The organism is Aporhodopirellula rubra, assembly GCF_014192335.1.
Taxonomy (GTDB): Bacteria; Planctomycetota; Planctomycetia; order Pirellulales; family Pirellulaceae; genus Rhodopirellula; species Rhodopirellula rubra.
The window spans coordinates 191848-207804 of the sequence record NZ_JACHXU010000016.1 but is presented as its reverse complement, the minus strand read 5'-3'; the positions used below and the strand labels follow the sequence as shown (position 1 = coordinate 207804).

Sequence of the window (15957 nt, the reverse complement as noted above, 5' to 3'; positions counted from 1 at the left end):
CTTCTGGCATCGCCGAGGCCAAAGAAACGACGGCTTCCGCCATCGACGTCGCAACACCAAAATCAAAGAAACCTAACAAACCCTGTCATGCACCCGTTGTTCATCATGAGTTGGCTTTGTAGCAGCGAAGTTGGTTTGGCAATTGTTAGATCGTCGCGAGTGTCGCTCAGAACGAGTCGCGTCGATGAACGACCCCGTTTCGCTGCGCGAAGGAAAACCTCTAAACTGGCGAAACGTTACCAAACACCTTTACTAGGAAATTCAATGAATCTGGTTGTTGCTGCTTACTTCGTTCTGGCTGTCGTCGGGGTGAACGATTGGCCGGCATTCTTAGGTGCCGGGGCTGGAGAGCGGTCCTCTGAATCGTTGCCGCTCACATGGTCACCGACCGAAAACATCGCTTGGATGACAGAAATTCGTGGGCACGGTCAATCCAGTCCGGTCGTGTGGGGTGATCATGTGTTCGTCACCAGCGTCGATGGACCCGAGAAGGATAACTTTTACACAACGTGTATCGACGTCCGCGAAGGCAAAGTTCTTTGGCAAAAAACGCTTGTTAATTCGTTTCCCGTTGCCAACAGTTACTACGTCAGTCGTGCGGCACCGACGCCGATGGTCGACACCGAGCGTGTGATTTCATTCTTCGAAAGCGGCGATTGTGTGGTGTACGATCATGGCGGTGGGCAACTTTGGAGTCGTTCGCTCGGCAAGGATTATGGGCCGTTCGTCGCGGAGTTCGGTTTAGGGGCGTCACCGTGCCAAACCGATTCCGCCATGTTCGTGTTGCTCGAGCATGACGGGCCGAGTTGCTTGGTTGCTTTGGACAAGAAAACGGGCGAGACGAAATGGAAAGTGGATCGCGATCCGCGACGCAGTTGGAGTTCGCCGGCAATTGTCAAAGTTGGGGACACACAGCAGATTCTCGTCAGCTCAGCAGGAACGGTGGACGGTTACGATCCCGAATCGGGTGCATTGCTGTGGTCGTTTGATGACGTCGGTGGCAATACGGCGACGAGTCCGATCGATTGCGGTGAGGGACGCTTTTTAGTGGGTGCGTCTCCCGGGCGAAACGGTGAAAATGCTGGTTCGGCGGCAGGTTCGAATGGATTGATGCAGATCGTTCGTGAGGGAGATGACTGGACGTTGACACGTCAATGGACGGCGGAAAAAGCGACTCCGACGTGGGCCTCGCCGATCATTCATAACGGATTAGCGTATTGGGTGAACCGGGCCGGCGTGGTGTATTGTTTCGATGCCGAAACGGGTGACGCGATTTATACCGAACGGATGAAGGAGTCGTGTTGGGCGACACCGGTCGGCGTTGGCGATCGTGTTTACTTCTTCGGTAAGGATGGAACCGTGACCGTATTGGCGGCGGGCCGTGAGTACCGTGTTTTCGCCGAAAACGAATCATGGACGGCTGAAACGTTGCCGGCCGAGAAGCCGTTGGCCGAAGAGTCGAGCGAGGAACGTCGTCGCGGTGCGTCAATGTTCAGTCGTCCGACCCTGTATGGGGTCGCGGTCACCGACGACGCGTTCTTGCTACGAGTCGGCAACGCGGTAATCTGCGTTCGCTGAGACGCCCGATCAAACGTTCTGCACGATTGGGTTTGAGAGAGTGCCGATGTCAGCGATGCTGATGTCGACGATGTCACCGGCGTGAAGAGTGAAATCGTTTGTCGGCACGATACCGGTACCCGTCATCAGAAAGGCTCCGGCGGCGAAGGTATTGTCACGGCCGAGCCAGCCGACGAGGTCGTCGAATTGTCTCGCCATTTCAGCCGCGGAGGTGGATTGGTCAAAAACGACCGAGTCACCACGACGGATCTTCAACGCGATAGTGATTTGGTCAACCGGCGGGAGAGTATCGTAGAGACGGATCCACGGCCCCAGCCCGGCGCACTGGTCGTAGCATTTCGCCTGCGGCAGATAGAGAGGGTTTTCGCCTTCGATGTCGCGTGAGCTCATGTCATTGCCGATCGTTAGGCCGACGATCCGGAGTTGTGGAGACAGCACCAGGGTGACTTCTGGTTCGGGGACGTTCCATGTCGCGTCGGTGCGGATGCGGAGTGGTTGACCGTGCCCGCTGACTCGCGACGGTGTTGCTTTAAAAAACAACTCCGGGCGGTCCGCTTGGTAGACACGGTCGTAGCACGAGGCGGCGGCTTCGGACTCTTCCATTCTCGCGGTTTGGCTGCGGCGGTACGTGACGCCCGCGGCCCAAACTTCTTGATGATCGATGGGAGGCAGCCAACGCGTGTTTGCGTCGATCGCGACGGGGTCTTCTCGTGTGAGAGAGCCCGCGGCCGCGATCGGACGATCGGCAGCCAAGATGTCAGACAGCGAGGTGAGCTCATCGCTCATGCGCAGTGGGATGAGATGGTCGCCTTCGACCAAGACGACGCGTTGTTGCGATGACGAATCGAGAATTTTTGTGATGTTCATCGCCGCATTGTAGCGGAGACAAACGTCAAAATGTGGATACCAAACGCGATCGATTCGAACGGCGGCGGATCAATCGGCGTCAGGCGATTCTAGATTCGGTTTGAGGGTTTCGACCAAGAAATCCGTCATCATTTGGCGCAGGTGCATTGAGGTTCCTTCACCTTCGGAAATGGAGTGCGAACGGCCGGGATAGGCCATCAACCGAAACTGCTTTCCGGCAGCGACGAGGCGATTGATCAACCGTTCGGTTGACCCGTAATGGACGTTATCGTCACCGGTTCCATGAACGATTAACAGCGGATCGTCGAGGCCGTCGGCGTGCGTGATTGGCGAACCATTGACAAACCGTTGTCGGTCATCTTCGACGAGTCCCATGTACCGTTCTTGGTAGATTGTGTCGTAATCGAACTGATCCGGGACAGGAGCGACTGCGATACCCGCGGCGTACAATTCGGGATAGCGGAAGATGCTGTTGAGTGTTGTCGACCCTCCGCCACTCCAGCCCCAGACGCCGACGCGTTCAGGATCGAGTTGCGGGAAACGTTCGAGCAGGCGGCGCATCCCGGCGGCCTGGTCGGCGGGCGTCAATACTCCGATTTTTCCGTAGATGCTCTGCCGGAATGCTCGACCGCGTGGTGAGGCGGTGCCGCGGTTGTCAATGCTCGCGACGGCGAATCCGAGTTGGGTGAGGTAGCGATGCCAGAGGTAAGTTTGCCCGCCGAACGAATCGCGAACCGTTTGTCCGGCGGGTTCACCGTAGACGTGAAGGATCAACGGAATGGACTTCGCCGGAAACTCGGGCGTTTCCGATTCGGCGTCCGGTGTGGGAAGCATGATCCATGCGTCGAGGGACGTCTCGTCGTCGATCAACAGAGAAACGAAGCGTTGATCGACGGGCTTTAAATCCGCGATCGCTTCGTTGACCGAAGTGTTTTCGACGAACGTTTCGATCACGTTGCGTGAACCGAGCGGTACCAGCCGTTTCACCGGAGGTGTTGAAAAGTCGGACCAAGTTTCCAACGCGTAATCGGCGGAGCGGCTGATGGTGTATCCGAAGGTGCCGTTTTGAGTCGGAGAAAATCGTGGTGGTTCGGCGACGGGAGCGGTTGCGAGTCCGTCGCAGGTGTAGAGTCCTCGAGACGCAGCATCGGCCGGTGAGGCCGTGAAGAAGCATTTGCCCGATTCGGAATCGACGGCATCGAGTTCGATCACGTCCCAGGCACCGGTGGTGATGGGGGTTAGTGATACGCCGCGTTGACAACCGTTTTCGTCGAGCGTTCCGCCATCGCCGATTGGGCCGGTAAGGTATCCCGGGTCGATCGAAAGCCGGTAGAGGTGCTGCCACTCGGTTCGTTCGCTGAGCCAAACGTAGTCGAGATTGGATTGCGGTGCGGTGTTGGTTGTCGCCGGGATATTGGTTCCTCGTGGAGCCGCACCGACTGCGTTTCCGCGGGCGGGCAATGGGTGCAGTTCGGCTTGATGTCGGACCCAACCGGGGCTGACTTCGTTAAGCAGGACAACGCCTTTGCCCGTTGATGCGTCCATTATCCAAAGACGATTTTCGTTTTGGCGTCGGGTGAGTTGTTGAATCAGCAGTCGATCATTGGCACCGGGCACGCCGTCGGGCAGCCACTGCAGAGCCGCGAGGTAGTGATTGCGAGGATCGCCTTCGATTTGCATCCACGTGGTCGTCTTTGAGCCAAAATCAAAAACACCGATTCGGGCCGCGGAGTTCGTTTGGCCGACTTTGGGATATGCGAAACGTTTGATGCTCGGATAACGTTCGGAAGTGTTGTCGATCAGCGAATGAACCGGGACGCCGGTTTCATCGAGTTGCCAAAATGCGATTTGGGTTCCGTCGGGACTAAACCGGAAACCGCGTCGCAGGCTGAGTTCTTCTTCGTAGACCCAATCAAAAGTGCCATGAATCAGGTTCGGGTTTTCGCTAGCGGCGATGGCTTCGATTTGGCCTGTTGCGGAATTTTCAAGATAGAGGTTACGGTCACTGACGTAAGCGACGGCATCCCCATTGGGAGAAAAGGTGGCAAACATCAATGATTGGTCACGTGCGATGTCTCCTCCCAGTTTCCGCCAGGATTTCGAAAGCATGTCGAGTAGCCAGTAGTCGCCACGGGTGTTAGTTCGCCACACTCGAACGGAATTGCTCAGCACGAGCAGATATCGATGGTCGTGTGACCACGAATAGTCATCGATCGAGATGCGTTCGCCCGAGGGTAGATGGAATTGGTCGGCGGATACCGCAACGGTCTCTTTACCCTCGGGGACCGACAGACGCACGATCTCGGTGTGTCCTTCGCTGGTGCCCCGTTTCCACCACAGGACGTCTTCGGTTTGGTCCCACCGTAGCGATTTGGTTTCGAGATTGAAATCTGAACCGTGGAAGATTCTCGAAATGCAGAGACGCTCCCGGTCGCTGGCGCAGGGGGCTGGGGGTGGGGAGTTTTCGGCTACCGGGGTGTGGGCGGCGCCGGTCGTTGCGAATGCGATGCAGAGCAGTAGCAACAGCAACGCGATCGCGGTTGGGGTGGGCGAGTTGATAAGGGGGCCACGGGAAGGCGTTTTCGAAAACGGTGGGTGGTAAGTCATCTTCTCGGCAGGTTTACAGGAGGGAATCGACGTAAGCGGGGAAACCCGTCATGTCGGCCGGTGGTTCACCGGGGCCGATGACGAGAGGACCATCGTTCGGATTGTCGGCGAGTAAGCCGTGGCTGCCGCGGACGAGCGTGGCGTCGAGCGGAATGACGTCCATCTTGTAACGCATGCCGATTTTTTTCTGCAGTAATCTCGCGGCGGCTCGCGCTCGGCTCGTCATGAACAATTCACAAGGGTCGTATCCCGGTTTGCGATGGATATCGACGGTACGCGCAAAATCAGGTGCGTCGCGATCGTCGTTCCAATAGTAGTATGTGAACCAGGCGTCGGAATCCGCCAACACGATGAGTTCGCCGCTGCGGGGATGGTCCAATTGCAGTTCGCCGGGCGGAACGACGGCAGCCACACCGGGCACGTCTCGCAGCAGTTTCGCGACGGTGTCGATGTTTTGTGGATTGCGAACGTAGACATGTGCGACTTGATGGTCCGCGACGGCAACGGCTTCGCAATCGGGGACCAGGAGTGCTTCACCGAACGGCCCCATGCGGGTGCGAAGGAAGCCGTTTTGCCGGAGCACACGGTTGAGATGGACGGGGCGGTTGACTCGCGTGAGGCCGTACTCGCTGACCACGACGATTTTTGCGTCGATTTCGTTCGCCGCATCAATGACACGCCCCGCCGCTGCGTCGACTTCCGCGACACGCGCCGGATCTTGATGGTCGAGTCGTTGAAAGTCGTAGTCGAGATGTGGGAGATAGCACAATGTGAGCTGTGGCTGCTTTTCGCGCATGACAATCGCGGTGGCATCGGCAATCCAGTTGCTCGATGCGATTCCGGCGCCGGGGCCCCAGAACGCGAAAAACGGAAACGGGCCGAGCTTGGCAGTGAGGTCACATGTTGTCCAATCCAGCACGTCAAATGCTTTGCTGCCGTCGCAGCCGTAGTGTGGTTTGGGCGTTGCGCCGTATCGGGCGTTAGTGGCTTGATTGAACCACCAGAACATTTTGGCGGTTTCGTATCGTTCGTAAAACAGCTCGCCTTGGATCAGTCGGCGAGACTGTTGCCAGAACCGGACCTCCTGCGTGTCACGATAGAGCCATCCGTTGCCCACGATGCCGTGGTCGCGCGGGGGGAGGCCCGTGTACATGGTCGCTTGACTGGTCGCCGTGACCGCCGGCACGGGGCTGGTCCAGGGGCGGGCGGCACCGACCTGTGTCAGGCGTGGTGCATGTGGCAGCAGTCCAGGGGTGAGACCGACGACGTTAAGGATACAAACTTTCGACAACTGTTGAATCTTTTCGGTTTTCGGGGGAAGGTATTGCGCAAACTCGACGGTTCAAGATTGTTTCGGTGAGATCGCTAGTAACACATGTCACCCGTTCTCGCTGGAAAGTCAGTATCCTATCGTCACAAGCCGCTTCAGTATCTGCCCTGCTGAAGCCGACGTGTCATTCGGAGCCGCACCGAATGAACGCACGAGTCTCTCGCCGCCTTTCATCATTGCCTGCAATCCCCGGAACTTCTCATGCTCACACCGACATTGATTTTTCGCCATCCGCTCCGCCTCGTGCTGTTGCTGGCCGTTGTGTTGATGATGGGGACGGGCGAGGCATGGGCACAATCGGAAGAGCCTGCCGCTGCGCCGGCTGAGTCGTCGTTGGGCTTGGATCAACAAGTTGACCAGTTGTTCAAGCCGATTGCTGACACCTGGGGTGGGATCGTGTTTTTCACCGTGCCGGTCCCCGGAATGGAAAGCCCGCTCCCGTTTGTGTTGATCCTGTTGGTGTTGGGGGCGGCGTTTTTCACGATCGTGTTTGGTTTTATCAATGTGCGTCTTTTGCCGCTGGCGATCCAGGTGGTCAGTGGGAAATATGACGAGATCGAAAAGCAAGGGCAGGATATTCCGAAGCATGTCGAAGTTTATGAGGTCGACGGCGACCTCGTCGATACGATTCGTGATGAAGGCGAAGGCGAGGTTTCGCACTTTCAAGCATTGGCCACAGCGGTGTCGGGCACGGTCGGCTTGGGCAATATCGCTGGGGTGGCGGTGGCCGTCGCGACAGGTGGCCCGGGGGCAACGTTTTGGATGATCGTTTGTGGCTTGCTGGGCATGTCCACGAAATTCGTCGAATGCACGCTGGGGGTGAAGTATCGCGATGTCGATGATGACGGCACGGTGCATGGCGGGCCGATGTACTATCTGCACAAAGGTTTTGCTGACCTCGGGCTCAAGCCAGTTGGGAAAGTGTTGGCAATCCTATTTTCGATTTTCTGCATTGGTGGCTCCTTCGGTGGTGGGAATGCTTTTCAAGCAAACCAGGCCGCACAGCAAATTCAATCCCTTATGGGGCTGTCAGCCAACGGTTCATCAGGAACGATCATCGGGTTGGTGATGGCCGCATTGGTGGCCACGGTGATCATCGGCGGGATCAAGCGGATCGCCAAGGTGACCGAGAAGGTCGTCCCTCTCATGGCGATCATGTACTGTTTGGCGGCGATTGTGATCATCCTGATGAACGTCGATAAGGTCCCCTGGGCGATCGGGGAGATCCTTTCCGGGGCATTCACGCCTGCCGCCGGATTGGGTGGATTGATGGGAGTCATGATCCAGGGTTTCCAGCGGGCGGCATTCTCCAACGAGGCCGGAGCAGGATCAGCTCCTATTGCTCACTCCGCGGTGAAGACCAAATACCCGGCCTCCGAAGGGATCGTCGCCTTGTTGGAGCCTTTTATTGATACGGTCGTCATCTGCACGATGACCGCGATTGTGATCGTGCTCTTTAATTCCGAGGCCTCGTTTGTGTGGGGAGCCGTGGAGTCGAAAAAAGTGCTGATTGAAGGAGTTCCGTTGGGCGGCGTGGACCTGACCTCGGCGGCGTTCGACAGCGTCCTGCCAGGATTTCGTTATCTGTTAACAATCGCGATTATTCTTTTCGCGTTCTCGACGATGGTGTCGTGGTCCTACTACGGGCTGCAGTCCTGGAAATATCTTTTTGGTCGCAGCAAAGCGGCAGATTTGTCTTACAAATTGCTGTTCTGCGTTGTGATCGTGATCGGATCAGCCGTGTCTCTCGGGTCGGTGATCGATTTCTCCGATGCGATGATTTTCGCGATGGTATTTCCCAACATGTTGGGTCTGTTTTTGCTGTTCCCCAAAGTTCGCCAGGAGTTGTCGGCGTATTTGGAAGCCTGTGGGAAACGTTAAGGCCATTTCGCGCGGCCCATGTATCCCGAAAGGCGGATTTGCCGAAGGCCGGAACTTTTGATTTACCGGTCTTTCTTTGAGCGATTGATCGCCCGATTGCCGCCTTTCCTATGGGTGGGTCGGTGCGTGGCAGGTGATGCCCACCGGCGTCTGTTTTCGGTGGCGTGCGGTGCGACAAGACGCCCGAGGGATGCACCTGCCAAAGTGGTAGTAATGACCAGCTGCTAGGCTACGCTAGGTTTGTTGGTGGCCAAGACGCCAGGCTCGATGGTCTCGTTGAGACCGGCGAGGGGGACGTGAACCGTCGAAGATTCGGGGGATGCACCTCCGAATTCGCCTTCGTGCGTAGCCCAAGTCGAGTCGTCTCGTCAGGTTGCAAGGCTTCAGCGGGCAGGTTGCTTTTCTGCAGGCACAAAAAAAGCCAGCCGCGTCATAAGACAGGGCTGGCATCGACATTTTGTCATTGGAAAAGTGGTTAGGCGCGGGCTCGAACCGCGGACACCGGCCTTTTCAGGGCCGTGCTCTACCAACTGAGCTACCTAACCAGAACAAAACGTTGCCGCTAACAGATACAGTAGGGTGCGAACCGGTGCTCTGCGAGGCTTTTTTATTCAACAGATGAGAAAACTACGCTATCATGTGGGTTCGCGTCAATCGGCCCCGACGAACTCTTTTCTAAAAATCAAATCTCTATGGGTATGGCTGCCTCTCCCGATCCAGATTCAAGCCAAGCTGCTGTTCTCGATGCCGAGGAACCCGCAGGTATCGTAAATGATGGAAAACACGGGAAATCCAATCCGGAACTGACTCCGATTCAGGCGAAACGTCTGGAAGAGAGGGAGAAGTTACGGACAAGCAAGTTCGACGCGGTTTCCTCTTTTTTCATGGCGACGATTCTCTTTTTGGGAACGTTCGTTTTCATGTTGTTTGTCGTTTGGCTGACGATGCGGATGCCGGTCCGCGTGAAGGCGATCGCGCCGATCATCGAAAACGCTGCTGGCCGGGCTGACAACGCCGAAGGCTTCGAACGTGACTTCGAACCGCCGGGGGCCGAAGAGGTCGAAGAGTTGATGGAACCGACTCTCCAGGACACGATCGAAGCGGTCACCGATGCCGTCAGTAGCGTGGCCGCGTCGTTGGACACGATGAACACCAACGCCACGGCCAGCACGTCGGGTTCGGGTAAGGGTGACAGCCGTCCACCAGGCCCTGAGGGGGAAGGCGAAGACATCGTTCCGCGTTTCGAGCGTTGGCAACTGAACTTCTCCGCAAAGGGCATCAAACCCTACGCGCAGCAGTTAGATTTCTATGAAATCGAGCTCGGATCGATTGGTGGGGGTGTCCAGGGTGTGGACTACGCGACTAATTTGTCGACTCGGCCGAAGTCCCGCCACAGTGACGACAGTGCGGGTGAGAAACGCCTGTACTTCATGTGGGCAACGGCCAGTCCATTGAAGGAATTTGATATCCAGTTGCTCGGCCAGGCGGGGGTGAAAACCAGTGGCCGAAGTATCCTGAAGTTCATCCCCCCAAATCTTGAGAACCAGTTGGCACACATCGAACTAGAGTATGCAGCGAGTAAGGGACACAAAAGTGTCACCGAAATCGCCAAAACTGTGTTCGTCAGCAAGCCTGAAGGTAGCGGTTACGCGTTCGAAGTCACCGAACAACGTTATCGCAGCAAACGATAAACCCTTTCCGCTGCTGCTCACTCTTCTGTAAAACCTCCCAACCCCATAGGAACCGACCTTGTCTTTTCTCGCTGCGGCCGACCTCTATACATTGATTTCCAACTCCACGTATGGGGCTTTGGCAATCGTCGCCCTGTGGGGCCTCTATCAGATCGTGATCGTGTGGACCCGCGTGGCACAGAAACGATTCAAGACTGAAGAGGAACAGGACACGTTCATGGACGATTGCGAACAAATGCTCCGAGCGGGCGATTTCGAGGGCGTCGAGGAGTATTGCGAGGGTGATTCTCGCGCGATTCCGCAAATGATGCACATGGCGATCGACAACCGGGCCGAAGGTTTTCGTCGGGCCCGTCAAATTATGATGGACCGATTCCAACGGGACGTGATGAGCGATCTGGAATACCGTCTGAGCTGGGTCAGCACGGTGATCAAGAGTGCTCCGATGATCGGTCTGTTCGGGACGGTGTTCGGGATGATGGGGGCGTTTAAGACGCTCGCAACCGCGGAAAGCGTCGAGCCGTCCGCACTCGCCGGTGACATTCAGGTCGCACTGGTGACGACGGCCAGCGGTTTGGCGATCGCGATTCCGTTGATGATTCTGATCGCGACCGTGAACATTCGGATCGCGAAAATGGAAGACTTAGTCGGTTCGGGGCTCACCCGATTCTTCGAAGCTTTCAAGGCTGGGCTCGCGATCGAGGCGTCACGACCTGCCGCTCCCGCCGAGGCCGTTGCTGAACCGGCATACGCGGAAACGGTTTAGAGGAATCTGCCCGCGGCGGTATCGACTGATCAAGAGACGTTTGGCCACGTTTTGAGGCGGATCGAAAGGACGTCGAGGATCGAGACGCCGAGAAATTCGCCTCATGACGAAAGGCGTCAGGACGAGGCCTCGGCAAAAAAAGGCGTGGCAAAAGGAGCCTCAGGAAAAGGGGACACAGGAATAAGCCATAGGAAACAGGCCGAGCGAGAACGCAGTGGACGAGATTGTGGCGAGTCATCGCACACCGACGAGCCACCGGTGATGACGACAAGCCCGGGTGACGACGTAGGTTGGTGACGCGGCGAATTGATTTGAAAAATAAGAGCGACCGAACATGAACGATGACCTATTCGAAGAAGATGAAGACGACGCCGATGCCGTTCCACCGCGTGCGAAACGCGAAGAAGAGGAAATGGACATCACGCCGATGATTGACATCACGTTCCTGCTGCTGATTTTCTTTGTTGTGGCGTCCAAGATGGATCCCACGCAGACGGGGAACATTCCTGATGCGGATAACGGACTGGCGATTTCGGCGAAAGATTCAGCGGTCATCTTTATCGAGCCCGGTGGTGGAGATGCCCCTGCGATCTTGAAGCGACGTGACCAAAGCGAATTCAGTAAAGACGAAGAAGCACAGGCGAACGAAATTGTTGAGTACGTCACCAACGAACTCGAAAAATCGATCAGCAAGAATAAAGATCAGGTGATGTTGCTCGGTGACGGTGACGTCAAAGTTTCTGAGGTTACTCGCGTCCAAAAGATCCTCGGTGACGAGTTCACAGACATGGAATTCACCTACATCGCGGTGAAAGAAAAATAGGATGAGGGACCAGTAACATGTCGATCAAAGTTCAATGCGAATCGTGTGGCATGCGTCGCCAAGTCAACGAGAGGTTGGCCGGGCGTACGATCCGATGCCCCGGTTGCGAACAACCGCTGACGATTCCTCAATTGGCTGCCCCGGAAAGCACCGAAGAAGTAATGGCTGTCCCTGTGGACGACGAGTTGCCGTTCAGCAGTGGTGAAGGAAAAGTTTTCGAGGTGGAGGCCGTTGCCGTGCCCGAACCTGGTTCGGTGGCAACACCCGATCACGTCAATTCCGCGGCGAGCGTTGGCGGGGCGACCGCAGTATTCGGGACGACCGATTCCGCGACCGGTGTGGTCACGGGGGAACCTCGACCGTCGACTCATCATGCAGAGGTGCCACCCTCGGCGTTGTTGCCCGACGACTCAGACGAAGACGGAATGCCGCCACGCAAAAAACGCGATGACGGCGAACTCGACATGACGCCGATGGTGGATGTCACGTTCTTGCTGCTGATTTTCTTTATGGTCACGGCGAGTTTCAGTTTGCAGAAGTCGATCCAAATGCCACGGCAAAACTCCGATTTGCCGAGTATGTCCAACGTTGAGGAGCCGACGGAGGAGCTCGACCCGATCGAACTCGAAATTGAAGAAAATGGCAGTTTCCTGGTGTTGGCCCCAGAGTGGGAAAAAGAAACGCCCGGTAAACACAACTTGATCAACGCCCTGCGGGAAGCGCTCGGTGGAAACAAGGACGGCATGCGGTTGGACATCAAAGTCCACGAAAACGCCAAACTGCAAATGCTCGTCGATGCGATGGACGCCGGAACGATCGCGGGGTTTACTGAAATCCAAGTCGCCGAAGTCGACGGCTTTGATTGATACAGGCACCCCGAGCGACTGGCGAATCGCATCAAACACCTCATCCTAAATCACACACAACTTTTCCTTTCAGGTTGTTCGGCGGTATCGCTAGCAACTAATCGCAAATAGCTCTCTCCATGCTTGCAAACGAACTGATTGATCGCCTCGAACGTCGCGGTCTGCTCGATCAAGAAATCATCGAAGCCCTGCGTGAACAACTGACCGAAGGCGGTGCTCGCGTGACGCCCGAAGCGGTCGCCAAATTGTTGGTCGACAACGGGCAGTTGACGCGGTTTCAGGCCACCAAACTGATCGGTGAACTCCGCAGTAGCGACTACGACGACGGCGATGTTGTGGAAGTCGTTGAGGCCGAAGACGACCTGACCGCGATGCCCGGCGAAGATGATGGCATCTTGGTTGACGACGTTTTTGATGCCGAACCGATTATGGTGGATGCCGAGCCGGTTGAAGTCGAAGCGGTGGAAGCCGTTCCGGTGGAGGCCGTGCCCGTCGAAGCGGTTCCCGTTGACGCCGTAGCAAACGGTGACCGCCCGCAACGAAAGAAGCCGCCCGTTCGGGTCAAACCGCCGGAGCATAAGTCGGTTTGGGATTCGTTCAAGATTTACGGTTATCTCGGCATCATCGGTTTTCTGATCATCGCGGGATATGGCTTTTACTGGATCCTCACAAAAGCCAATATCGATGATGTCATCGAGGCGGCCAACAAGCAGTACGACGCTCAGAGCTATCAGCCGGCTCAAGATGCGTACATCAGTTTCTTGGCGCAGTTCGGGCAAGAGAGCCAGTATTCGTCGGAGGCTCGGGTAAAGATCGCGATGTGCGAGATTTACCGCAGTGCCGACATGACGGACACGACCAAGGGACTCGATAAGGCAAAAGAAGTTTTGCCCCGGATCGTTGATGAGGAGGCGATGAACGGGGAACGCGGAAACCTCGCCGCCCTGCTCGTTGATATCGCCGAAAACATCGCAGAGGAAGCATCCAAAGCGACCGAGACAACTGAGAAACAGCGGTTGCTCGACCGACTCGACGAACAGTGGACGTTGATCGACAACCCGAACTACATGATGTCGTCGATGAAGACGACGCTTGAGGGGCGATTGCTGGAAGTCACCGAGGCTCGCAATCGTGTTAAGCGAGACATCGATCGCAATATCCGATTGGATAAAACCGAAGCAACGATGAAAGAGGCGTTGGCGTCGAAGAACACGAAGGAAGCTTATGACCTTCGCAAGTCGCTGTTGCGGGACTTTCCCGAACTCGCCGTTGATCCACGATTGACCGTGTTGATTGAGGAAGCGAGCAGTATCCAACAAACACTCGTTGTTCCGGACAAAGATCAACCTGAACCGAACACCGCTCCGATCGACGAAGGGGCCCTGAAATCGATCGTATTGACGACGCGGGAAGGTAACTCGGTCGCGGGATTGGAAGACGAAATCTATTACCTCCGAGCCGGCGGCAGCGTGTTGGCGTTCTCGGCGTACGATGGCCGTTTGCTGTGGCGGAAGTTCACCGGCTACGGTGAAGATCACACGCCGATTCGACTCGACGATGGTATGTCGGTCTTGCTCAGTGATTTGACCACAAACGAAGTTCGCAACTGTCGCGGCAGTGACGGAGAGTTGCAGTGGCGAAATGAAATCGGCGAGCGATTTGTTGAACCTGTCGCGGGCAAAGACTCGATTCTGATTTCCACTTATGCAGGCAAACTGATCTCGTTGGACGTCGAAACCGGCGATCCGAACTGGGTGACGAAAATGCCGCAATCGATCAGCACGGCGGCTGGGATCGATGACAAACTGCGTCGCGTTTATTTGCCCGGCGATCACAGCAACCTGTATGTGCTCGATTCGCGTACCGGCAAGAGCCTCGAGAGTTTCTACGTCGGTCACGAAGACGGAACGATCGCGGTCGCGCCGGTATCGCTGCTCGGTCACTTGTTCGTGATCGAAAACGCTGGTGCCGATTACGCAAACGTGCATGTGCTGCGAATGAATGACCAGGGCGGTGATCTGAAGGTCGCTCAACAGTCATTCCGGTTGACTGGTAACGTGATCGTCCCTCCGGTGATTCAGCAGCGCCGGATGATCGTGTTGACCGATCGCGGGCAAGTCGCCGTTTATGACATTGAACCGACCGCCGAAGGTGAGCAGGTGTCGTTGATCGCCCAACAGGTTGCGTCCTACGACACCCCGACGTTGACTCGCATGGCCGTCGGTCGCAGTCAGATGTGGATCACCGGAACCCGTGTCGGTCGATATGAATTGCAAATCAATACCGGACGGGTTGTTTACGATTGGGGTAAAGAAGAAGGCGACTCATTCATTGGCCAACCTTTGGCGTTTGAAGACGCGCTTATTCATGCCCGTCGGTTGCGAGGCACGTCGGCGATTCGTGTCACCGGCGCGGAGCCCAAGACCGGTCGAGAACTGTGGCGAACCGATGTCGGTACTCCGATATCGATGTTGGAGAAGAACGCGGCCGGCTTCCACGCCGTGACCAGCCAGGGTGCCCTATTCCAACTCGATCGTGAATCGCTCGCCAGCGGATCGACACAAGGACCGATCGAAAATCCGGGTGCGAACTCGATCTCGATGAAGTTCACCCAGCCGATTTCGGTTGATGATGTTCGGCGGATTCTTCTCAATGAATCACAGCCTGGTGAGGCGATGCTCTATGACCCAACGCGTCGCAAGGAAAAACTCCGCAAGATCACCTATCGATTGACCGGACCGAAGCCGACCGGTGTGGGGATCTTCTCCGGAGGCGGGTTGTTCTTGCCGTTGGATTCCGGACGTGTCGTGTTGATGAATTGGGAAACAGGAGCTCCGAAGGGCGCGCCCTTCCAACCGGCGAGCGATCCGACGTCCAAAGTGACTTGGACGACTCCCGTTCCATTCAGTACCGACCCTGATCAGGTGTTGATCGCGGACAGCCGTAAGAAGCTCTATCGGCTGCGAGTGGGCGATCAGATTCGCGAGCTTTCGAGCGTTGATCTCGTCTCGCCTTTCTTGGGCAAGACGATCGGAGTGGGTGGCGTCTTCATTGGCGGCGTCAACGGACCCGCGGCGGACTTCTTGGTCGGTCACGATGAGGAGGGTTTGGACGAGAAATTCAAAAAGCTGCTCGACGGTCGAATCGAATGGGGACCCTCGTTGGCGAAGACTGAAAATGGTGATGAGTTGGCGTTAGTGATCACGAATGATTCAGTCCTGCGAGGATTCACGTCCGAAGGCGACCAGGCATTCCAAACTCCGATGCCGAAGAAAGGGTTGCCGATCGATCAGGTGGTCTCGATCCAAGGTCGATGGGTCCTCACGGGTGCCGACGGATGGCTCGTGGCGATCGATCCTTCGAGCGGCGGCGTGCTCGGCACGACCGAACTCGGCCAGCCGTTGTCGGCGAGTCCGCTTCCGGTTGGCAATCGATTGTTGGTGCCAGGGGCCGAGGGCGTGGTTTACATTACCAACATCCCAGGTGAGAACTGATCGACCATGCGAATCTCACTTAATCAAACGATCGGATGTTTGGCGTTGGCGTTG

At 56.4% G+C, this 15957-nt stretch carries 10 protein-coding genes and 1 tRNA gene; 7 read left to right on the top strand and 4 right to left on the bottom strand.

Translation table 11 applies throughout. The annotated features are described in order from the left end of the window. Positions 1-264 precede the first annotated feature (264 nt). Positions 265-1578 carry an outer membrane protein assembly factor BamB family protein gene (locus FHS27_RS20790; protein WP_184306757.1) on the top strand — a complete coding sequence of 438 codons (1314 nt, stop codon included), beginning with the start codon at positions 265-267 and terminating at the stop codon, positions 1576-1578. A 9-nt stretch (positions 1579-1587) separates the two neighbouring features. Here the strand turns inward: FHS27_RS20790 and FHS27_RS20785 are convergent, their stop codons facing one another. The 3 genes from FHS27_RS20785 to FHS27_RS20775 form a co-directional block, all read right to left on the bottom strand. After that, positions 1588-2445 carry a fumarylacetoacetate hydrolase family protein gene (locus FHS27_RS20785; protein WP_184306756.1) on the bottom strand — a complete coding sequence of 286 codons (858 nt, stop codon included), beginning with the start codon at positions 2443-2445 and terminating at the stop codon, positions 1588-1590. Positions 2446-2514: 69 nt separating this feature from the next. Then, positions 2515-5052, bottom strand: coding sequence for a S9 family peptidase (locus FHS27_RS20780; RefSeq protein WP_184306755.1), 2538 nt, complete (start codon positions 5050-5052; stop codon positions 2515-2517). A 13-nt stretch (positions 5053-5065) separates the two neighbouring features. Further along, positions 5066-6343: a nucleotide pyrophosphatase/phosphodiesterase family protein gene (locus FHS27_RS20775; RefSeq protein WP_184306754.1), complete on the bottom strand. Its 1278-nt coding sequence runs from the start codon at positions 6341-6343 to the stop codon at positions 5066-5068. Between the two features lie 240 nt (positions 6344-6583). Between FHS27_RS20775 and FHS27_RS20770 the strand changes: the two genes are divergently transcribed. Beyond that, positions 6584-8263 (top strand): alanine/glycine:cation symporter family protein, encoded by a 1680-nt coding sequence (locus tag FHS27_RS20770; protein ID WP_009103855.1) that lies wholly within the window; start codon positions 6584-6586, stop codon positions 8261-8263. Between the two features lie 472 nt (positions 8264-8735). On the opposite strand, the gene FHS27_RS20765 is transcribed toward FHS27_RS20770, so the two are convergent. After that, positions 8736-8808, bottom strand: a tRNA-Phe gene (locus tag FHS27_RS20765). 153 nt (positions 8809-8961) lie between these two features. Here FHS27_RS20765 and FHS27_RS20760 point away from each other — a divergent pair. The 5 genes from FHS27_RS20760 (at position 8962) to FHS27_RS20740 (ending at position 15903) form a co-directional block, all read left to right on the top strand. Next, the gene (locus FHS27_RS20760; RefSeq protein ID WP_246420396.1) at positions 8962-9954 is read left to right on the top strand and encodes a hypothetical protein; all 993 of its coding nucleotides are present in this window, start codon (positions 8962-8964) and stop codon (positions 9952-9954) included. Between the two features lie 58 nt (positions 9955-10012). Then, on the top strand, positions 10013-10720 hold the full coding sequence (locus FHS27_RS20755) for a MotA/TolQ/ExbB proton channel family protein (protein WP_184306752.1): 708 nt from the start codon (positions 10013-10015) through the stop codon (positions 10718-10720). A 334-nt stretch (positions 10721-11054) separates the two neighbouring features. Then, positions 11055-11543, top strand: coding sequence for an ExbD/TolR family protein (locus FHS27_RS20750; RefSeq protein ID WP_009103849.1), 489 nt, complete (start codon positions 11055-11057; stop codon positions 11541-11543). A 17-nt stretch (positions 11544-11560) separates the two neighbouring features. Next, positions 11561-12409, top strand: coding sequence for a biopolymer transporter ExbD (locus tag FHS27_RS20745; protein ID WP_184306751.1), 849 nt, complete (start codon positions 11561-11563; stop codon positions 12407-12409). Between the two features lie 119 nt (positions 12410-12528). Beyond that, entirely contained in the window at positions 12529-15903 is a 3375-nt protein-coding gene (locus FHS27_RS20740; protein WP_184306750.1) for an outer membrane protein assembly factor BamB family protein, read from the top strand. Positions 15904-15957 lie beyond the last annotated feature (54 nt).

What these genes read in the sequence shown, in the direction of transcription:
- FHS27_RS20790 (WP_184306757.1), top strand. Translation starts at nt 265, where the DNA reads ATGAATCTGGTTGTTGCTGCTTACTTCGTTCTGGCTGTCGTCGGGGTG.
- FHS27_RS20785 (WP_184306756.1), bottom strand. Translation starts at nt 2,445, where the DNA reads ATGAACATCACAAAAATTCTCGATTCGTCATCGCAACAACGCGTCGTC.
- FHS27_RS20780 (WP_184306755.1), bottom strand. Translation starts at nt 5,052, where the DNA reads ATGACTTACCACCCACCGTTTTCGAAAACGCCTTCCCGTGGCCCCCTT.
- FHS27_RS20770 (WP_009103855.1), top strand. Translation starts at nt 6,584, where the DNA reads ATGCTCACACCGACATTGATTTTTCGCCATCCGCTCCGCCTCGTGCTG.
- FHS27_RS20760 (WP_246420396.1), top strand. Translation starts at nt 8,962, where the DNA reads ATGGCTGCCTCTCCCGATCCAGATTCAAGCCAAGCTGCTGTTCTCGAT.
- FHS27_RS20750 (WP_009103849.1), top strand. Translation starts at nt 11,055, where the DNA reads ATGAACGATGACCTATTCGAAGAAGATGAAGACGACGCCGATGCCGTT.
- FHS27_RS20745 (WP_184306751.1), top strand. Translation starts at nt 11,561, where the DNA reads ATGTCGATCAAAGTTCAATGCGAATCGTGTGGCATGCGTCGCCAAGTC.
- FHS27_RS20740 (WP_184306750.1), top strand. Translation starts at nt 12,529, where the DNA reads ATGCTTGCAAACGAACTGATTGATCGCCTCGAACGTCGCGGTCTGCTC.